General features: G+C 39.0%; 21 protein-coding genes. 4 read left to right on the plus strand and 17 right to left on the minus strand.

The features are described 5' to 3' along the window. The first annotated feature begins 108 nt into the window (after window positions 1-108). Both BUA97_RS17080 and BUA97_RS01630 read left to right on the plus strand, forming a co-directional pair. Window positions 109-1,137 carry a hypothetical protein gene (locus BUA97_RS17080; protein WP_072996119.1) on the plus strand — a complete coding sequence of 343 codons (1,029 nt, stop codon included), beginning with the start codon at window positions 109-111 and terminating at the stop codon, window positions 1,135-1,137. Between the two features lie 30 nt (window positions 1,138-1,167). Next, window positions 1,168-2,580: an OmpP1/FadL family transporter gene (locus tag BUA97_RS01630; protein WP_072996120.1), complete on the plus strand. Its 1,413-nt coding sequence runs from the start codon at window positions 1,168-1,170 to the stop codon at window positions 2,578-2,580. Between the two features lie 47 nt (window positions 2,581-2,627). Here BUA97_RS01630 and rsgA read toward each other — a convergent pair whose 3' ends face one another. The 17 genes from rsgA to BUA97_RS01725 all read right to left on the minus strand — a co-directional run bounded on the left by rsgA (window position 2,628) and on the right by BUA97_RS01725 (window position 19,502). After that, entirely contained in the window at window positions 2,628-3,554 is a 927-nt protein-coding gene (gene rsgA / locus BUA97_RS01635; protein WP_072996121.1) for a ribosome small subunit-dependent GTPase A, read from the minus strand. A gap of 531 nt (window positions 3,555-4,085) precedes the next feature. Next, a complete protein-coding gene (locus tag BUA97_RS01645) occupies window positions 4,086-5,165 on the minus strand; it encodes a chorismate mutase (RefSeq protein WP_072996123.1) in 1,080 nt (359 codons plus the stop codon). Between the two features lie 1,021 nt (window positions 5,166-6,186). After that, window positions 6,187-7,269, minus strand: coding sequence for a DNA polymerase III subunit gamma/tau (dnaX, locus tag BUA97_RS01655; RefSeq protein WP_072996124.1), 1,083 nt, complete (start codon window positions 7,267-7,269; stop codon window positions 6,187-6,189). 87 nt (window positions 7,270-7,356) lie between these two features. Next, on the minus strand, window positions 7,357-7,803 hold the full coding sequence (locus tag BUA97_RS01660) for an SRPBCC domain-containing protein (RefSeq protein ID WP_245795782.1): 447 nt from the start codon (window positions 7,801-7,803) through the stop codon (window positions 7,357-7,359). After that, window positions 7,803-8,372 carry a dihydrofolate reductase family protein gene (locus BUA97_RS01665; protein WP_072996125.1) on the minus strand — a complete coding sequence of 190 codons (570 nt, stop codon included), beginning with the start codon at window positions 8,370-8,372 and terminating at the stop codon, window positions 7,803-7,805. The genes BUA97_RS01660 and BUA97_RS01665 overlap by 1 nt, the downstream gene beginning before the upstream one ends. Window positions 8,373-8,378: 6 nt before the next feature. Next, the gene (locus BUA97_RS01670; RefSeq protein WP_072996126.1) at window positions 8,379-8,816 is read right to left on the minus strand and encodes a VOC family protein; all 438 of its coding nucleotides are present in this window, start codon (window positions 8,814-8,816) and stop codon (window positions 8,379-8,381) included. A 30-nt stretch (window positions 8,817-8,846) separates the two neighbouring features. Beyond that, entirely contained in the window at window positions 8,847-9,623 is a 777-nt protein-coding gene (locus tag BUA97_RS01675; protein ID WP_072996127.1) for an alpha/beta fold hydrolase, read from the minus strand. 142 nt (window positions 9,624-9,765) lie between these two features. Further along, entirely contained in the window at window positions 9,766-10,062 is a 297-nt protein-coding gene (locus tag BUA97_RS01680; protein WP_072996128.1) for a hypothetical protein, read from the minus strand. Window positions 10,063-10,071: 9 nt separating this feature from the next. After that, window positions 10,072-10,512, minus strand: coding sequence for an SRPBCC family protein (locus BUA97_RS01685; RefSeq protein ID WP_072996129.1), 441 nt, complete (start codon window positions 10,510-10,512; stop codon window positions 10,072-10,074). Between the two features lie 10 nt (window positions 10,513-10,522). Then, window positions 10,523-11,374 carry a VOC family protein gene (locus BUA97_RS01690; RefSeq protein WP_072996130.1) on the minus strand — a complete coding sequence of 284 codons (852 nt, stop codon included), beginning with the start codon at window positions 11,372-11,374 and terminating at the stop codon, window positions 10,523-10,525. Between the two features lie 34 nt (window positions 11,375-11,408). After that, complete coding sequence (locus tag BUA97_RS01695; RefSeq protein WP_072996131.1) at window positions 11,409-11,822, minus strand: SRPBCC family protein; 414 nt, start codon at window positions 11,820-11,822, stop codon at window positions 11,409-11,411. A gap of 111 nt (window positions 11,823-11,933) precedes the next feature. Continuing rightward, window positions 11,934-12,701: a DUF3108 domain-containing protein gene (locus tag BUA97_RS01700; protein WP_072996132.1), complete on the minus strand. Its 768-nt coding sequence runs from the start codon at window positions 12,699-12,701 to the stop codon at window positions 11,934-11,936. A gap of 92 nt (window positions 12,702-12,793) precedes the next feature. Then, window positions 12,794-14,062 carry a glucose-1-phosphate adenylyltransferase gene (locus BUA97_RS01705; RefSeq protein ID WP_072996133.1) on the minus strand — a complete coding sequence of 423 codons (1,269 nt, stop codon included), beginning with the start codon at window positions 14,060-14,062 and terminating at the stop codon, window positions 12,794-12,796. A gap of 122 nt (window positions 14,063-14,184) precedes the next feature. Continuing rightward, window positions 14,185-15,591, minus strand: a complete 1,407-nt coding sequence (locus BUA97_RS01710; RefSeq protein WP_072996134.1) for a glycogen synthase — start codon at window positions 15,589-15,591, stop codon at window positions 14,185-14,187. A gap of 19 nt (window positions 15,592-15,610) precedes the next feature. Continuing rightward, window positions 15,611-17,557 carry a 1,4-alpha-glucan branching protein GlgB gene (gene glgB, locus BUA97_RS01715; protein WP_072996135.1) on the minus strand — a complete coding sequence of 649 codons (1,947 nt, stop codon included), beginning with the start codon at window positions 17,555-17,557 and terminating at the stop codon, window positions 15,611-15,613. 185 nt (window positions 17,558-17,742) lie between these two features. Then, a complete protein-coding gene (locus tag BUA97_RS01720; RefSeq protein WP_072996136.1) occupies window positions 17,743-18,465 on the minus strand; it encodes a hypothetical protein in 723 nt (240 codons plus the stop codon). A 203-nt stretch (window positions 18,466-18,668) separates the two neighbouring features. Further along, entirely contained in the window at window positions 18,669-19,502 is an 834-nt protein-coding gene (locus BUA97_RS01725; RefSeq protein ID WP_072996137.1) for a tyrosine-type recombinase/integrase, read from the minus strand. Window positions 19,503-19,668: 166 nt separating this feature from the next. Between BUA97_RS01725 and BUA97_RS01730 the strand changes: the two genes are divergently transcribed. Next, window positions 19,669-20,454 (plus strand): hypothetical protein, encoded by a 786-nt coding sequence (locus BUA97_RS01730; protein ID WP_072996138.1) that lies wholly within the window; start codon window positions 19,669-19,671, stop codon window positions 20,452-20,454. Window positions 20,455-20,458: 4 nt separating this feature from the next. Beyond that, a complete protein-coding gene (locus tag BUA97_RS01735; protein WP_072996139.1) occupies window positions 20,459-20,737 on the plus strand; it encodes a hypothetical protein in 279 nt (92 codons plus the stop codon). The last annotated feature ends 145 nt before the right edge of the window (window positions 20,738-20,882 follow it).

Here is a 20,882-nt window from a genome sequence, read left to right on the forward strand (position 1 = left end):
AATCTAAATAAAAAGCCTAATTTTACACGTATTTTTTAATTTCGAATGGTATAAAATTTGGTCTCTTTTAGGAAATGCAAATATAAGAAACTTAATACTTCTCATAAAATGAAAAATTTCAACAATAAAAGCTTATACAATCTGATTAAATCAAAAGGTTTGCTCCTCATAGCCAGCAGCTTTCTTTTGACATCCTGCGTCATCTATACGGGTGGTTATTCAGAAACAGATGGTGTTTACTATGACCCCAATAAAGATTCTTTACCTGCCGGAAGCTATTCCGGAAATTATGGAAACCAAGTAGATAATTATTATAATTATCAGGACACATATCCCAGTATTTATGATAACAACCAGCAAAACATTCAGGATCAGCAGAACAGATACAGTCTCTCTCACGATTCTGACTGGGGAACTTTTACAGGAACCGAAACCAATTATACCAGTTTTAATAACTGGGGCTGGGGCGGCGGCTTCGGATGGGGAGGCTGGGGCTATCCCGGATACGGAATGTACGGCTGGAATAGTCCTTTCAACTCCTGGGGTTGGGGTATGGGATTTGGCTGGGGATTCGGTAATTCTTTTTACTCACCTTGGGGATGGGGCGGATTTTATGATCCATTCTGGAACTATGGCTGGGGCGGACATTACCACGGATTCTATGGCGGTTATTATCAGCCGGTCTATTATAACAGATCCGGATCAAACGGGAGATTATCCGGTATGCTTCCTCAGGGGAGACAAAACACAAACGGATTCCGGGGTATTAACAGCAGTGCATTCAGAGGTTCTGAAAGAATTAGTGGAAATAATAACGGGAATATCAGAACACAAAACAATGGCGTAAGAAATTACCCTAATAACGGTGTCAGAAATTATCCAAATAACAGCATCAGGAATTACCCAAACAACGGCAATATAAGAACAAATCCGAACAATAGCGGAATCAGAAATAGTTATCCAAACAACAGCGGAGTCCGAAGCAATCCGAACGGTGGTTTCAGAAATGAAGGATTTAACAATTCTCCTTCCAGATCTGGCAGCTCAGGAGGAGGATTCAATTCCGGCGGCGGTATGAGATCTGGTGGATCATCTGGCGGTGGCGGTATGAGATCCGGCGGTGGCGGAAGAAGATAATTTTTAATTAAAAAACTATTCAATTTTAAAATGTTAAAAAAAACTTTTTTACTGCTTAGTATCCCTGTTTCATTTATTTATCTGAAAGCACAGGATGCATCGGTAATTACAAATACAATTGATGTATATTCCAGCAATTCCATCAATGGAACTTCAAAATACAACGCAATGGCAGGGTCAATGGGCGCACTTGGCGGCGACATTTCATCAGGTTTTGTAAACCCTGCTGGAATTGGCGTCTTCATTGCAAGTGATGTCAACCTGACATTAGGTGTTAACAGTAATAAAAATACGACAACGCTGGGAAACTCAGCCATGAATTATAAAATTAATCATACTGATCTGAATAATTCCGGCGGTGTGTTGAGTATCAATCTTGGCGAAAGTTCTAAATGGAAGTTTGTCAATGTTGGATTCAACTATAACACACAATCTATTGAAAATTATTCTCAGTCACCAGGAAATCAAAACATAAAAGTGGTTGATGATTTTTCCTATCCCGGGACTATAATCAACTATACTTTTGGAGGACATGCTTATAACAGATATGGTGATCTTTCGAAAACCAATTTTGTGCTGGGTGCCAATTACGACAACAAATTATATTTCGGAGCCGGGCTTAATTTTCATAATTCTTATCTGAGACAGTACGACAGCGCCAACTTTTTTTCGGATTATGATGATACCTATCTCACTTACAATAAGCAATACACAGATTATGAAGAGCGTGCAAACGGATTTTCTGCAAACATCGGTGTAATCGCAAAGCTTAATAATCAATTCAGAATTGGAGCAGCTATTGAAACGCCAACCTGGTGGACAATTGACAGGGTTTATAATCAATATTATTTCGGGAACAATCAGATTGACCTTTTCGGAGAGGACAGAAAACTATCTACACCTATGAAAGCAACTTTGAGTGCAGCTTTTGTTCCGAATAAAAATTTCTCGCTGAATGTGGATTATATCCAGGGTGTAACAAAACCGCGATACAAAGAATATGGCGCAGCTGAACAGGAACTGAATGATTTCTTCGGGGATTCTTATAAAAATTCTTCAGAAGTGAGAGTAGGTGCTGAATACAGAATTGCAGATTTCAGAGTTCGAGGCGGTTATGCATATCAGGGAAACAGCTTTGACAACCTTTCCCTTGCAGCTTACAACGATAACGGATCCGTAGCAAACAGATCTTTTTCAAATCTTTTTGTCGGGAAGCGTAATATTATCGGAGCCGGAATCGGTTATGATTTCAAAGCATTTTATTTAGATGCCTCTTATCAGAATATCAGTTCAGAATATTCGAGCCCTTTTTTACAGGGAAATGCAGATTTCAATTCCGGGTATTTCAACGGAGGATTTGATGTCAATAGTGATGCTTATGCTGTATCAAAAGTAAAAAACAAGAGAGACAATTTCTTTGTAACACTTGGCTGGAGATTCTAAACAAAACTAAATATAAAAAAACCTACAAATCGCTTTGTAGGTTTTTTTTATTTCTGATTGATTTCTTCCGCTTCTTCCATCAGTTTCAGATACGTGATATATCGCGTTTCCTCCACCTCTCCTGTTTCCAGTCCTGCAATGACAGCACATTTTGGCTCATTGATATGCATACAGTTGTGGTACCTGCATTCTCTTCCTTTTTTGAAAATCTCAGGGAAATAATGCTGGATTTCTTCCTTTTCGACATCGATCATTGCAAACTCCCGAACGCCCGGCGTATCAATAACAGAACCCCCAAAATCCCAAAAATGCATCTGGGCAAAGGTTGTTGTATGCTTCCCTTTGAGATGCGTATCTGATATTTCTCCTGTTCTCAAGTCCAGACTTGGTTGCAATGCATTCACCAAAGTGGATTTTCCACAGCCTGAATGTCCGAAGAATACAGAAGTTTTGTCCCTGATATCATGTTCCAGAAGATCCAGATTCAATTTGGAATAAGAGGAAATCTCCAAAGTGTTGTATCCGATGTTCTCATACATCGCTTCGATATTTTCCACGATTTCTTTTTCTTCAGCGGACAGCACATCCATTTTATTAAAAAGAATCAAGGCCGATATATTATAAGCTTCGCAACAGGCCAAAAACCGGTCAAGAAAACCTAAGGATGTTTCCGGAAATTTAATAGTATAGATAAAGCAGGCAACATCGATATTCGACGCAATAATATGGGCCTCTTTGGAAAGATTAACTGATTTTCTGATGAGATAATTCTTCCTCGGGAAAATCTTGGTAATCCAGGCAACATCATCCTGCCCCAAAGAAAACTCGACCTCGTCCCCTACCGCCAGCGGATTGGTGAGACGAGTTTTGATTAATTTGAATTTTCCACGGATTCTGGCTTCATAGATTTGTTTTGTCTCCGATTCTAAGACCTGATACCAGCTTCCGGTTGACTTGATGATGATTCCTTTCAAAAAATATATTTTATGTTTCGCAAAGTTAAAGCTTTTATCTGTTTTTAAATCAAAAACCCTTTTAGAAATCGAAATTCTGAAAGGGTTTTGTGATCGTGATCTTTTCAGGTTTTCCAGACCGGCGAAAGACTTTTTAACGAAAACATGTTACTTTGGGCTTTGATGCATTACGGTTCGTCTTTGTATCATTACTTAGATCCGGTGATCCGTTACGCTGGATCGTTGATCCATTACAATGCGCCGTTGATGCATTACAATATACCGTTGATGCATTACGATGAGCCGTTGATGCATTACGATAAGGCGTTGATGCATTACGATGAGGCATCTTCACGTGTTCATCGGGTTTTCCGCTCGTTCTGATTTTTACTGTTTTTAATTTCGTCTTTACAGATAAGTTTGACTGATGACAAATCTTCAATTTTGCGAAGCTGCAGCCCGACTTGAACGGAGCTCATTTTTTTGCTGCCGGAAAAAGCCAAGGCAAAAAATAGCGGGAGTGGAAGGCGGATTAAGCTGCCCAAATAATTATTATCTGTCAATCATAATATGATTCTGAACCTCGATACTCTCTTCGTGGATGGCTTTGAAAACTTTTTCTATGAACTCCTGGGACATTCCTGTTTCGAAGGCTTTCTGAGTGGCATATTCTGTGATGACTTTCCAACGCTCGGGCTGGAAAATAGCAATATTATTTTCTTTTTTCAGAGTTCCGATTTTCTCCGAGATTTTCATTCTTTGCGACAATAATTCGATCAGCTGAAAGTCCATATCGCTAATCAAAGTCCTGTGTTTCCCCATTTCGTCCTCGTAACCGGAGATATCTGAGTTACGGACCTGAAGGTTGGTGATCATCCCGGCCAAAACTTCTGGTGTGATCTGTTGAGATGCATCACTCCATGCATTATCCGGATCGCAGTGACTTTCGATGATCGCACCCTGGTAACCCACATTGAAGGCTTCCTGGGCAACACCAGCCAAACCAGTCCTGTTGCCGCAAATATGTGAAGGATCGATAAACAAAGGGATATTCGGGAACTGGTTTTTGAAGTCTAAAGCGATCTGCCAATTCGGTATATTTCTGTACTTCGTTTTTTGGTAAGTTGAAAAGCCTCTGTGTATGGCACCGATATTTTCTACACCCTGACCCAAAAGTCTTTCCAGAGCACCAATCCAGAGTGCCAAATCAGGATTGACGGGATTCTTTACCAAAACCGGTTTATCAGTTCCCCGCAAAGCCTGTGCAATCTCCTGCACCGTAAAAGGATTAACCGTAGAGCGTGCGCCAATCCAGAGAATATCCACATCTGCTTCCAGGGCTGCGAAAACGTGATGTGCATTCGCAACTTCCGTAGCCGTTTTGAAACCGAATTCTTCCTTTACTTTTTTGAGCCAGTTGAGACCAATTACGCCAACGCCTTCGAAGCCGTTTGGTTTTGTTCTCGGTTTCCAGATCCCGGCACGGAAAGCGGAGATTTCTGCGCCGCTTTCTTTCAGTCTTTTTGCGGTTTCCAGCATCTGCGCTTCACTTTCTGCGCTGCATGGCCCGGCTATGATCATTGGATTTGCGAATTCACTAATCCAGTCATTTTTCAGTTCGTTTAAGTCCATTTTATGTAATCTTATTATTTTTAATATTAATGCAACAGTTTACCTGTTATAAATCCTGATTTATAATTCCTTTTCAAAAAAATACTGTTTAAAACTTTTAAATGAGTAACGGGCCAATGAAGGAGCACCGTTTTTTGAGAAAGAAATTCAGTTAGCTATACCAATAAAATCGATAATAGTTTCTGAAATTTCTATAATAAAATCCAAAAAAGCTGAATAATCCACCCCAAAAAAAGGCAGATTCTTTAGTGACGAAATATGGAAATTTATTGGCTTCCATGATTTATATCCTTTATTAATAAGGACTTGAGCTGATTTAGATTAATATTTTTCTTCCTGGTCTCGGAGAAATCCTGAGCAAAGATATAAATTTATGTCAAATCAAACTTCATCAAATCGTCTAAATCTTTCAGAACCGGATTGATTGCCACAAATTTTTCGAATATCTTTCGTTTGGTAACTATTTCTTTTTTGATGGTGATGTCGGTCTGATATTCAATTTCAATTTTAAAATTATTGACTCTGTGGCGGAAATGGTTGAAAAATTCGGGACTGAGCCTGTCAAATTCTGCCTTTGCCGTTTCAGAAGAATACTTGACGACAACCTGATGTTCATCTGCTTTTTCCAGTTTAAAACTGTTGATAGCATTGTAAACAAAAGTATTGGTCTTAGAAAGATTCTTTAGGAATATATCCCATTCTCTGTCCAGATCCGTCTGTGAAAAATGGTTGGAAGGCAGGTTTTCATCTTTGACTTCTGCAAACTGATCTTTTTCGACTTCCTCTTTTTTCTCCAGAGCTGCTTTTATGCTAAACAGAGAATGGGAAGGTGTTTTTGCAAGCGGCTCGGAAGCTTTCTGAATTACTTTTTTCGGTTCTTCAAAAGAGACTTGAGTTGTCGGTTGTTGTCCTTCGACTCCGCTCAGGATGACATTGTTGTTGGTTTTCTCTTCTGGTTCTGACTGTTGAATCTTTGGACTTGAGTCTTTGAGAAGATTAGCTTCAAGAAGCGGCGCTAATATCAGGAATTTTTTTTTTTAGCTTCCAAACCCGCAGTCAGACTTGATAATTGCATCAGTGCAATCTCGACAGTCAGTCTAGGGTTTTTGGAATTTTTATAATTGATGTCGGCAAAATTGCATATTTCGATGCCGTCAATCAGTTGCTGGGCAGTCCATTTTTGGGATTGTTCGGAAAATTTTGATTTTGTTTTCTCTCCTACCTCTATCAGATTCAGAGTTTTAGGATTTTGCGCCATCATGAGATCCCGGAAATGATTTCCCAATCCTGCAACGAAAATATGCGGATCAAAACCTTTTTTAACGATCTCATCAAAAGCTGTCAAAACACCCGGAATATCATTTTCTTTTGCCAAATCAACAATCTTCAGATACTGATCGTAATCCAGAATGTTAAGCACTTCCGCTGCTTTCTCAAGTGTTATATTTTTCTGGGAAAATGTGCTTAGCCTGTCAAAGATTGACAAAGCATCTCTCAACGCTCCGTCGGCTTTCTGGGCAATCAGATAAAGGGCGTCATCTTCGTAGGCAATGTTTTCTTTTGCGGCAATTTTTCTCAGATGATCCTGAATGTCCTCAATCGTGATTCTTTTGAAATCATAAATCTGACATCTGGAAAGAATCGTAGGAATGATTTTGTGCTTCTCAGTCGTCGCCAAAATAAAAATAGCGTGTGCAGGCGGTTCTTCCAAAGTTTTCAGGAAAGCATTGAAAGCAGCCTGAGACAACATGTGAACCTCATCAATAATGTAAACTTTATATTTCCCGACCTGAGGCGCAAATCTTACCTGGTCAATAAGTTCCCGGATATCATCAACAGAGTTATTGGAAGCGGCATCCAGTTCATAAATGTTAAATGCAAATCCATCGTCGTCCGCTGCTCCTGATTTTTCATTGATTTTCCTGGCTAAGATTCTGGCGCAGGTTGTTTTGCCAACGCCTCTCGGTCCGCAGAACAGCAATGCCTGAGCCAGCTGACTTTCGTCGATAGCATGTTCCAAAGTATCGGTAACGTGAGATTGTCCTACAACAGTGTCAAACTCTTGCGGACGGTACTTGCGTGCGGATACGATGAAATTTTCCATTGGTCAAAAGTAAGGATTAATTGTGAAACTTGAAAATGGTTTCCGTGCGAAAATTTTAAAAAAGCTTTGCAATTGCAAAGCTTTGATTTAGTTAGATTTCATAAATTCGAAAGCGCCTTTCCGCAGATGTATCTCATATTCGAGCCAGGCTTTCATACAAGCCAGAAAATTAGCCCAGCCTTCGGTTTGACCTATCGCCCATCTGATGCTTTTTTCATCTGTATCATGCCCTTCTTCCGAAACTTTTATCAGAGTATTATTTTCAGATAATTGTTTTAACTCAATCGTTACAACAGATTCCGGATCCCAGATAAAAATGATTTTTTCATTTGGGGCTATTTCTTTTGTAGTTACTGGATAAGAGCCATCAAATTCCGGGAAAGACCAGAAGATTTCCTTACCGGTTTCCATTCTTCCGGAACCTTTGGAGATGAAATAGTTCTGCATTATTTCAGGGTTGATAATTGCTTCAAAAACTTCTGAAACAGGTTTTTGAATGCCTATAGACGCTTTTGCTGTTACTTTTTTCATCATTACTTTTCAATTATATAATTCAGTTCGGTTACGCCATTGGTGAATTGTTGAGTACTTAAAAGTTTCAGATCAATTTTGGTTTTAATGCCCACAAATAACGGAATACCTTGACCGAGAATAATGGGATTGACAAATAACCAAAATCCATCAATCAGATTCTGCTGAATTAGTGAATGAGTAGCGGACGGACTCCCAAAAAGTAAAATATCTTTACCGGATTGTTGTTTTATTTCATTGATTCTGTCAACAAAATTATGATTGATAATTGTTGTTTTATTTGAATGCTGACTCTCAAACGTTCCGGATAAAACAATCTTGTGGACATCTTTGTACCATTCGGAATGTTTGATATCGTGCTTACTTGCATTTGGTTTGTCTGCAACAGTCGGCCAATAACTTTCCATCATTTCATAAGTCACACGACCATACAATGCCGTATCACTCTCGCCAATACGTTGCGCTACATAATCAAAAATTTCTTCATCCGCTTTTATCCAGTCCATTTCTCTGTTTGGACCTGCAACATAGCCATCGAGAGATATGTGCATAAAGGAAATTATATTTCTCATTCACGATTATCCTTCGTAACCAGAATCCTGACTGTAATTTACCATCCAGTATACGCCAAACTTATCTCTGAAGCTTCCGAAATAATCACCCCAAAACTGATCTTCCATTGGCATTTCCACTTCTCCGCCAGCAGAAAGTCCGTTGAATATACGATCCGCTTCATCTCTGCTGTCCGGAAAAACAGAAATATAATTTCCATTTCCCTGATTTAGATTTTGTCCCATGGAAGGCATAATATCCGAAGCCATCAACAGGTCTTTTCCGATTGGTAATGCGATATGCATCACTCTGTTTTTTTCATCTTCGGAAAGATGTTCTGTTCCTGGTGCATTTCCCATTTTCATCACACCGCCTATGAACTCTCCGCCGAAAACCGATTGATAAAATCTGAAAGCTTCTTCTGCTTTACCATCAAAATTGAGGTATGGATTTAATTTTGCCATTTTTCTAATTTTTTATAGTTGTACTTTATTTTATTTATTCAAAAAACTTCTGATCTGCAATATTGTGAAATCAATAAGCTCCTTATCAATAGTTCCGTTTTCATCAGCCATCATATAATCTCCGTGTCCGGCCGGCAAAATCATCAGCCGGGAATCCGGAGTGAGTTGACTCATCTCAGCGATATGCTGTGATTTTACGACATCTTTGTCTCCGGCAATCAGGAAAACAGGCCTTTTAATAGACTTTAATACCTCATCTCCAACATCCTGAAAGTTCAACATCCGCTGACTGTCCTTTTCGAACATATTCTTTAACAGGTTCTCGTCCGGATTGATGTTCAGAAAATTATCTTTCAGCTTTCGCATCATATTGTCGATGCTCGCTTTGGACATTCCTTCAAAAAAACCATCTACCATTCCACTTCTTTTTGTAACGCCCGAAGCAGCAATAATTTTTTCCACATTACCGGGGAAAAGCTGAGCAATCTTCAAAACCGTTGTTGCACCATTACTGAAACCGAAAAATGAGGCTTTTGAGACATTCAGCTGCTCCAAAACCGCCATTACATCTTTTGCATCTTGCTCAAAAGTTTCGGGAATATAACGATGTCCGGACCGTCCGTGATTCTGTAAATCAATAACAATCAGCTGAAATTCATTCTCCAGCCTTTTAATGGTTTCTTCGAAATCATAAGAGCCTGATGAACCGCCACCGTGAATCAGAACCAGAGGTTTTCCTTCGCCATATATTTCATAATAAAGATTGATATGATTAGCGTTTTTATAACCCTTTGATTTTGGTGTCATATTATTTATGAGTTTAAAGCCTTTTCAAGTTTTTCCAGTTATTGCGTCCAGGCGTCTGTACAATTTTTATAGCATTCGATATTCGGAACCAGACCTGCGTGTATGAAAGTAATTTTTGTTCCGTGAGCTGTCCCTTCGAGATTTAATATAATTCTTGTATTTTCCACTTCTGAGTATCATTGAGAAATGATAAATTACTTTCGATTACCAGCCAGACCAATTCTTTATTGGGTTTTATTTCAATTAATTTTTGTTTTGAGAAATGAGCACCATGACCCGCAGAAAATGAAAATTCGTCCCCGATAATATTGGTTTCGCCCGATATAGTCTCCCCAAATATACCGATCCACCACTGTCTGACATCTTGCAATACCGGAAAAATTTCTTCCGCAGTTTTGTTGGAATGAAAAGTATATTGATAATTTTTATTAGAATTCATTCTATTCAATTAATTTTCAGAGAGACGCTTCACAACTTCTAATCCTTTACTGAAGCCATTGTCCATCATACTTTTGTAGCTGGGATCTACATCTACTTCTACTTTCAAGATAGTTTTATCCTGTATTTCTTCTAAGTGATAAGCTTCTAAACTTCCGTTCCATTCTTTTACTTGATCGCTATCAATATCTTCTACTCCATTTTTCAGCTCGCCAAGATGCTTGAATACAAGAATTTTTGGTTCTTCGATACGTTCAATCGTACTTACCATTCCGTTTTGTCCACTCGCTTCGGTAAAATAGGTTTTACCGCCTATTTGCCAATCCGTTTTCATTACAGAACCAGGGCTGAAATAATGCGTCCATTGCGAATAGGTTTTTTCATCCCACAGAACATCCCAGACTTTTTCTGCCGGTGCTTCTATCTCAATTTGATATTTTAATGTTTCCATAACTTTGATTTTAGGAATTATAAGCGTCTTCAATATCTTTGATGATGATTTTCTTCATTTTCATCATTGCGCCAAAAGCTTTCTGTGCTTTATCAACTTCGTGCGTATTGGTCAATTCTATCAATCGGTTTGGGACAATTTGCCAGCTGAATCCATATTTGTCCTTCAGCCAGCCACACATACTTTCTTCACCTTCTTTTGTGAACTCGTTCCAATAATAATCAGTTTCATCCTGATCTTTTGTCATGATTGTTATTGAAGTTCCTTCGGTAAAATTGGCTTTATGATCGTGTGAACTGTCCATTGCCATCATCACATAATCATTGATAACGAATTGAGAATGCGCTACATTTCCAGCTATATCGCCTTGCCCTTCCTCATATTCCATTATTCCTTCTGTTTTGGAATTGGGAAAAATTGAAGTATAATATTTTAATGCTTCTCGGCATCTACCATTATTCTGACCCGTAAACATCATAACGGGAGAGAATTTTTGCCGGTATGCTTCTTTAGCGTAATACAATTGCCACGAAATTCCGTATTGATCTTCCACCCAGGCATAACATTCGCTCCAGGGATAAGAATCCAGTTCCATCATCACTTTTCCGTTTTCGGAAAGTTTTTGATAGTAACCTTCCGCTTCTTCTTTAGAATCGCACATCATCATTAATGATAAAGTTAGATTAGGCCGGAACATCGGTCCGGCATTCAGGAACATGAGTTTCTGACCTTCGATTTCTATGTTGATAACCATTGGAGTATCAACTGTAATTTTTGAATTTCTGAAAACCGATGTGTAAAATCTTGCCGCTTCGGCACCATTCTGATTGAACCAGTAGCAGGGAAATATGTTGTTGTTCATTTTCAAAAGTCTGAATGTTAGAGTTTAGAAATTACTATATACTTTCTGAATACTTTTTAAAATTATCAAGAATGGCTTGCCAGCCATCTTTTTGAAATTCTAAAGGATTCTGATTTTCCGGGTCGAAGTTTTCTGTTAATTTCGTTTGATTGTCCGATAAACTTTCAAAGATGACTTCAACTTCTCTTCCGTCTTCGAGATGGTATCTTATTAATTGATTTTCTTTGATCTCATCATAAATTCCGACTAAATCAAAACCAAAGCTTCCGTCCTTTGCCTGCATTCTGACTTCCAGTTTGCCGCCGGCCGTCAAGTCATTTTTAGCAGCGGGACATTCCCAGCTTTCGTGGGCAAAGTTCCATTTTGTAATATGAGCAGGAGTATTGAAATAATTCCATACCTTATGGATCGGTTTATTAATCTCTGATGACACAGTCAGTTTTTTCATTTGAATGGTTTATACCAAAGATAATTTTATTCTGAATGGTTCAACTTGTCCTAAGACAATAATTTTAATCCAATAAAAAAATCACTCAGGAAAGAGTGATTTCTATAATATCTATTTCGAAAAATTCAGAGGATATTTTACATTGCTATAACCATCGATACTTGCTTTAAGCGAACCAACCGCAAGCTCTGCCTTGATAAGGATCGGAACCCTGTTCTGGTCATTGGAAACCCACATCGTCACACCTTCTTTTTCTTTAAAGACTCTTCCGCTGATCACAGAAGGAATGATTTTAAGACAGTTAATTTTTCCGAATTTAGTCGACAAATTTTCTGTCCCGACTACTTTCAACTGAAAAGGAAACAGTTCATCATCCACCCATACGTTCATCCTGACAATACTTCCTATGCGAAGATTTTCCGAAGGCAGGCTTCTTAGATAATAAAAGCAGGACATCATATCCTGAACATCATTAGGAACTTTTACCGTTTTTGCTGGCCTGTCGGTATGCTTTTTATCCACCAAAACCAATGTGTTATTAGCAGGGTTGAATGTACTTTGCAAATGTTGCCTGTAACTGCCTTCTGCCACATTTCTTACATAAAAAAGCGGTTCTTTATTCTCATTGATGTAACTCTCATAAACATCTTCTACTTTAAAAAATGCTTTCGCGGCACCACTTGTTTTTCCAGTCCCTTTGACATAGAATGCCGGCTGGCCTTTATATGACGTTTTAGTAGTTGCAAGACTTGCATTGCCTGCAGTAATAAAACCATAATGAATTCTATAGTTCAAAACCTCTCCTGCATTGATATTATCGAATTGTGCAAAACCCGAATTGAAAATTAAAAACCCGATAAGGATGAAAATGTTCTTCATTAATTTTTTGATTTGAATAAATTCTTAGACAAATAATTTGCCAAAATTAAAAAAATAAAACCTTTCGTCTCCGAAAGGTTTTAATATCTATTCTACATGATATTGGTTCCATCGGGTATTACCGCGTTTTTCTTCACTACAACAATGCCGTCTTTGATGGAATGTGTGTCATAATCACCATCGGGGTGATGTTTTCCGCCAATGATCCTCACATTATTGCCTATGAAACAGTTCTTGTCAAGAATGGCCATGTCTATATAGCAGTATTTTCCAATTCCCATGCTGGTCTTTCCATTTTCCTCATTATCAGCAACCTCTTTTGCAGTCTGATAATAATCCGCACCCATAACATAAGAATTGACTATAGTTGTTCCCCTGTCGACTCTGGTTCTGTTACCTATAATGCAATTCTCTATCTTATCGGCCAAAATAATACAACCATCTCCGAAAATCGTCTTGCTAACATAAGATCCGTTGATCTTGGTCGGCGGGAGCATTCTCGCCCTGGTATAGATAGGATTGGAACTGAACAGATTGAACTGCGGCAGATCCTGCGCCAAATCCAGGTTTGCTTCATAAAAGGACTCAATCGTTCCGATATCTGTCCAGTAACCATCATACTGGTAGCTCAAAACATTGAGATTCCCAATAGACGCCGGAATAAAATCTTTCCCGAAATCATCCCCTTCATAATCTGCAAACAATTTTCTAAGAACATCTTTAGTAAAAACATAGATCCCCATAGATGCAAGGTATTCTTTTCCTTTGGACTTGCTTTCCTCACTGGTTTCGGATTTCCAGTCTTTTAAAACATCCAGGCTAGGTTTTTCTGTGAAAGCGGTTATATTTCCTTCTTCGTCAGCTTTCATAATCCCGAATCCTGTTGCATCTTTAGCAATTACAGGAATTGTTGCGATAGTAATATCACCGCCCTGCTTTTTATGAAAATCAATCATTTTTTTAAAATCCATCTGGTAAAGCTGATCACCGGAAAGAATAAGAATGTATTCATATTCATATTTTTCCAGATGTTTCATCGTCTGGCGAACGGCATCGGCAGTTCCCTGATACCAGTTTTCATTTTCAACATTCTGCTCAGCTGCAAGGATATCTACGAATCCTTTGCTGAAAATATCAAAGTGGTAAGAATTCTTGATATGCGAGTTGAGCGAAGCCGAGTTAAACTGTGTCAGAACCAAGATACGGTTAAGACCGGAGTTGAGACAATTGGAAATAGGAATATCCACCAAACGGTATTTCCCGGCAATCGGGACCGCCGGTTTTGATCTGCTGTAAGTCAAAGGAAACAATCTGCTTCCTCTCCCACCTCCTAAAACAATGGAGATTACACTTTCTTTCATAAAATGTGCTGGTTATTTGTAAGTTGTTGAGTTATTTCCATAAAGTTAATGATTGTTTTCAAATATTAAGCCAATGTTAACAAAAAATATTCGTATTTAATTTTTATTGAAAATGATATTATTTAATAATTATATAATTCAGAATAATTACTTGCTGATTTTTCCCAGGAGAAATCAAAAGACATGTTATTATAAATCAATCCCTGCATCAGGTCTTTCTGGCTGTAGATATGCAAAGCTCTCTTTATGGCGTGAACAGCGTCATCTGCACCGGCATTGGTAAAATTGAGCCCGCTCCCACCTGTAGAAATATCCTGAACCGTATCCCGCAGTCCGCCTGTATATCTTACAATCGGGACAGTTCCGTAGCGCATGGCATACATCTGGTTAAGTCCGCAGGGTTCTACGCGGCTTGGCATGAGCAAGAAATCTGCCGAAGCATAAATCTGATGCGACAGATATTCTTTATATCCCAAATCTAATGCAAAGTTAATATTGAACTGATGCTGCAATTCCTTCAATCTGTTTTCGATGTATTGATTTCCAGATCCAAGGACAATAATATTCAGGGAGCCATTGGTCTCCTGGATGCTTTTTTCAACAATGTCCGGCAAAAGATCTGCACCTTTTTCACCTGCAAATCTTCCTATAAATCCAAAAAGCGGAAGGTTCGGATTAAGTCCATACTCTGCACAGATGACTTTTTTATTTTCCCATTTTCCTTCTTCTGCATAATCTTTATTATAATTGAACTTCAGCATATCATCCGTCTGCGGATCCCAGACTTCGGTATCGATTCCGTTAATAATCCCGAAAGCTTTCTTTCGTTCTTGATTCATCAATGGTTCAAGGCCTTGGAAACTATAAAATAACTCTTCCAGATAGCCCCTGGAAACTGCGTTGAAGGCATTACAGGATTTTATCATGGCCGCCATCGGGTTGATCCTGCCGTTCCAGTCCAGAAGTCCCCACTTCCAGCCGTCAAAATGTGGCAGAAAACTGGACATCTGCCAATCCATACTTCCCTGATATTCGCCATTATGAATGGTTCCTATAGTCCTGATACCTCGCAGAAAACGAAATTCATAACAATTCTCGATCATGAAAAGAACCAGACCTGTATGGTAATCATGGCAATGCAAAATATCCGGGCGAATCTGCATCGCGCTAAGCCAATGTAAAACAGCATGCTGAAAAGCGATAAACTGCTGACTCTCGTCCCAGTAGCCATAAACGTTTTCCCTATCCAGTAATCCCGGAATCTTTACAAGATAAAGCTCAAACCCCAAAACATTACTTTTCTCTTTATAAACCTGAACCTGATACATGTGAAACGATTGATGGATAAAGCCGTCAAACACAATTTCAAAATCATGGTTATAAAAAAAAGGTTTGTTGTACCAAGGCATAACAACTTTGGCATCCAGCCCCATTCTGTTTTGATATTTTGGCAAAGCTCCCACCACGTCAGCCAATCCACCGACTTTTGCGACTGGGTAACATTCCATAGAAAGGTGAAATATTTTCATAGGTCTCTATCTTAAATATTTATTTTTTACGTTTCAAAAATTCGGAGATCTTTGATTTCTTGATGCGTTTACTTTGTTGCAGTACTAATCCGGACAGTGGTGGCAACCTTATAATAACCGAATTCTCACGATGGTTCCAGCCTTCCTCAAGATGTTGGGAAATAACTGCTTCTACACCGCTCCCGCTGTATTTTTTGTCATCTGAATTCAGGATCACCTTCCAGTCCGTATGTTCATCAACCCCAACTCTGTAATCGAAACTTCTCGGAGTTAGATTAAGAATGGTCATCAGAACTTCTTTTTCATTTTTGCTCTTTCTCAGGTAAATAAAAATCGAGTTGTCTCTGTCATCCCCGTCCACCCATTCATAACCATAAGGCGAGAACTGAAGCTCATATAAAGACGGATGCGTTTTGTAAAGCAAATTCAGATCTCTTACAAAATCCTGAAGATTCTTATGGACAGGATATTGAAGCAGATGCCAATCGAGAGAGGTTTTGAAATTCCATTCCGTGGTCTGTGCAAATTCATCACCCATAAATAATAATTTTGCTCCCGGATTGGTGAACATATAAACATACATTGCGCGAAGATTGGCAAACTTCTGCCATTCGTCTCCCGGCATTTTGTAAATCAGACTGCTTTTTCCGTGCACCACCTCATCGTGAGACAAGGGCATCATATAGTTTTCATTATACATATAGGTGCTCGTGAACGTGATTTTGTTGTGATGATAACTTCTTGCAATCGGGTCTTCTTTGAAATAATCCAGTGTGTCGTGCATCCAGCCCATCATCCATTTCATCCCAAAACCGATTCCATCATCGTGAACAGGTTTAGTTAATTTCGGAAAATCGGAGCTTTCTTCTGCAATGGTCTGGACATCCGGAAATTCTTTATAAACTTCCGTATTGAAATCCTGCAAAAACTGTTTCGCTTCCAGATTGACGTTACTGCCATAGATGTTCGGTTCCCACTCGCCCTCGTTTCTGGAATAGTCGAGATGAAGCATTGACGTTACAGCATCTACACGCAATCCATCAGCGTGATAACGGTCCAGCCAGAAGATGGCATTTGATATTAAAAATGATTTGACCTCGGGTCTTCCGTAATTGAAAATATATGACTTCCAATCCGGGTGAAAGCCTTTTCTCGGGTCTTCATGTTCGTACAAATAAGACCCATCAAAGCGGTGTAATCCGTTGGCATCTCCCGGAAAATGAGACGGTACCCAATCCAGGAAAACACCGATATCATTTTTATGAAGTTCAGAAATCAGGTACATCAATTCCTGCGGTCCGCCGAATCTGGAAGTTGCGGCATAAAATCCCGTAATCTGATAACCCCAGCTCGGGTCATAAGGATATTCCATAACAGGCATGAACTCGACGTGCGTAAAATTCATGGCTTTGATATAGGGAACAAGTCTGTCAGCTATTTCGCCATAGCTTAAAAATCTTTCCGGATTTCCGGGATCACGCATCCATGAGCCGAGATGCATCTCGTAAACAGAGATAGGTGATTCCAGGCTGTTGTATCGCCAGCGTTTTTGCATCCACTCTTCGTCCTGCCACTCGTACCAGGTTGTACAAACTGCAGAACCAGCCTGCAAAGCGTTCTCGAAGCAGAGGCCGAAAGGATCTGCTTTTTCCAGCAGAATACCATCAGTTGTCCGGATGCCGTATTTATAAACTTCTCCAAAATCCAATCCCGGAATGAAACCTTCCCAAATCCCGGACTGATCCCAGCGCCCTGCCAGCCTGTGTGAAAAAGCATCCCAACGGTTGAAATCCCCTATCACAGAAACCTCGGTCGCCATGGGTGCCCAAACGGCAAAATATACACCGGAAACGCCATCCACTTCGACCTTGTGAGATCCAAATTTTTCGTAGAGCCTTGTATGTTTCCCCGAACGGAAAAGGTAGATATCAAAATCAGAAAATAATGAATAAGGCTGAACCGGCATAAGGGTAAGTATAAATAATGAATGATGAATTATAAATGGTGGCTTGTGATTTAATATAATACCTTTACCAAGATAAAGAAATTAATTGATACATCTGATAAAGATTTTGTTAATTAGTATTAAAGTTTTTCATTTACAGAAACCACCCTGTCCGCTGGCTGACACCCTTGCGAGGAAGGGGAAATTCAGTCTGTTATTTTCTTTGCCCAGAGGTAGTTGCCAATTGTTCTTTCTGTTTTCCCCAGCTGATTCTTATCAGAATGAAAATTGATAATAGCAATAACAAGCAGCCATTTTGTTGTCTCCGGGATACTGAATGACCATTCCTGAGATGGTATGATTTCTCTTTCTTTCATCGTCATAGAAAGAGAAGACAGCAACTCCGCAGTTACACTTATCTGATTCAGATCTGTTGCGATGGCGTGGATATTAATTGTTGCTAGGCTGGCATATTGGGGAGGTTTCACTTGTTTGATCCAGGATAAAGCTGGTATTTTTGCTGTAAAGACATTTTTTTCGTCTGTTTCGAAGGCCGGAAAGAAGTTGGTACACCTTTCCCACTCCTGCTTAGGATTAAGGTCAAAGCCAATCAGTGCGGTCGGATCCTGAAATTTGGCTATGGTATTTCCTGAACTGCCCTCTTCCCGTATGACTGTTTTCCTGAGCCTCGCCACATGTCTCGCAGCGAAATACTGTTGCGGGATCAATCCAATCTTATCCTGCAAAATCAGTCTGAACTGCTTTTCCTGCGCACTCACCCATCCAAAAACAGATGCCGAGGCTATGGTATTTTTTGTCTGCTTCACGGTATCAGGTTTGGAACGGACATAGGATCTTTTGCCGTCGTTTACAAATACTATATTGCCGATTGCACCGCTCAGGTTGCCGTTTTTTTTGAGTCTTGCCATTTTTTTGTGTTTTTCGATGATGGTTTGTAAGTGGACCGTTCGTCTTGCGTTCTATGAAACAGGAATATAAAACCGATGTTAGTTAGTTACAAATATGATAGATTATCAGATTTGTATCGGACTTGTACCGGTATTGTATGGGATTTACTTCGACGGAAACTTAGATGAGTCTTGCCAGAAATCACAGAATAAACCTAGATCTTTTACAGATAGTCAAGCGGACTTTTTATCTTTGCCCTGCTTACATCTGTAATATGGGTATAGATTTCTGTGGTTTTGATATTATTATGTCCAAGTAATTCTTTTATTATCCTGATGTCTGTCCCATTTTCTAGCAGATGTGTGGCATAGGAATGGCGAAGTGTATGAACTGATGCGGGAGAGATAACAGTTGCTTTTACCAGTGCATTTTTCAGAATCTGCTGGACGCTGCGTTCGGAATATTTCTCGCCTTCATGTCCTTCGAACAGATAAGTTTTGGGCTTATAGCTTTTGTAGTATGTCCTGAGAAGTTCCAGCAGCAAAGGAGAGAGCACCACTACCCTATCTTTTTTGCCTTTTGACTGACGGACTAGGAGCAAATTTTCTAGCGTTTTGATATCTGCAATTTTTAATTCCAGCACTTCACTCAGTCTAAGTCCGCAGGAATAGATTGTTGTAAGAATAGCTTTATGTTTCAGATTCTCTGTGGCATCCAGAATTTTCTTGACTTCATCTTTAGTAAGGAACTTTGGGAGTTTGTTTTCTTTTCTCTTGGGATAGAGATGTTTCAGGTTGATATTGCGCTGGAAAATCTCTTTATAGAATTTGGTAATCGTCGCAATCATTGCTTTTTGGTAGGACTGGCCAACTTTCTTCTTTTCTACCAGCCAGATGATAAAATCTTCCAGCTGCCTCTGGGTAATATCTTCAGTTTTTAGTGTAGAAGAGACTTTAAGAAAATAAGTAAGATGCGATGTGTAGGTTTTGATGCTTCTGTCCGCATAACGTTGCATCCGCAGAATAGTGACAAACTGTTGTATAAAATTAGAATTCATGATTATTGCGTTTATCCAAAGATAAAAAAATTAATTAAATCATTTACAATTAGTTATAAAAATTATCAAACTGGATAAGCGCAACTGGATATAGTTTATATTTGGGCAATGCGTATATTTGGGTGTTATGTGCCATATAAACGACAACATCTAAACAGACAACAGTATGAATAAACTGAAACTTAGACACGTTATATTAATTCTCTTAGGGTTGACCTTATTTGGTTACATCATAGGACAATTTTTACCAATTGACTATTTACGGCCGACAATTATAAACAAAGACTTAACGCTTAATGACCTTTACACAAGAGTAATTTCAGTCATTGGGACAACAGTAACATTTTTAGCGGTTGTAGTCGCCTTATTTAAAGAAGACATCAGAAAAATTTGGGATAAGGCAGACCTTTCTGTTTGCTTCAGAGACGACAATGTTCTGCACGAAATTCTTGACAATGAAACTTCTTCAAGTAATTACAAAGCCAAAAAATATGAAACAATTTTACTAATAAAAAATCAAGGTAGTTTGGCAGCAAAAAGTTGCGAAATATATTTAGAACGACTTCAATTTAAAAGTAGCACATATCCAACACCGCAAGACATTCCACTGACTGGACAACCACTTAATTGGCACAACAATTCTAACACTGCTATTTTAATACCAGCAACTGGAAAAGCAACGGTTCCAATATTAGAAATAATATCCCCAGAATCTCAATCTGTTCCAACTGAACAAGCAGGAAGTTCAGTCCCAATGCCCAAAATAAAAATTGGGGATACAGAATCGCCCAACGTTTATTCTAACGGGACTTGGACAGCAAAATTTATAGTGTATTCTGAAAATGCCAAACCAATTGAACATATCGTTACAATAACTTGGAATAATAGATGGGAACATCGACTTGCTGAAATGAGTAAATGTGTAACAATCCAATCACAAGTTAAAAATTAAGACAATGAAAAAATTCGTAATCATAATATATAATGTTGAAGGTAGCGACCAAAGCATTAAAGACAACATAAAATTGCTTGGTGACTGGTTTAATTATTTTCAAGGTTCTTGGCTTGTATTAACAAGACTAAGCGTTAAAGATATTTATAATCGCATTGGGACTAACAAATCAGGGGACAGATTTTTAGTAATGGAAGTTGACTTAAAAACATATTGGGGTATTCTTCCGACTGAGGCGTGGGACTGGCTTAAAAGCAAAAAGAACGAACAAGGACAATGGTAAGAAATACGGCACATAACAGCCGTTTTGCAAAAGCGGGGGTTTCGTGCTTCAATGACAGTGTAGTGCTAAATTCAAGCTTTGTGCATCTAATGAAGTTTAGTGCTGAAAAGCCCCGCCTTCGCAAAGCGGCAAAACGTTAGTGGTA

The sequence above is a fragment of the Epilithonimonas mollis genome, assembly GCF_900142325.1.
GTDB classification, from domain to species: Bacteria; Bacteroidota; Bacteroidia; order Flavobacteriales; family Weeksellaceae; genus Epilithonimonas; species Epilithonimonas mollis.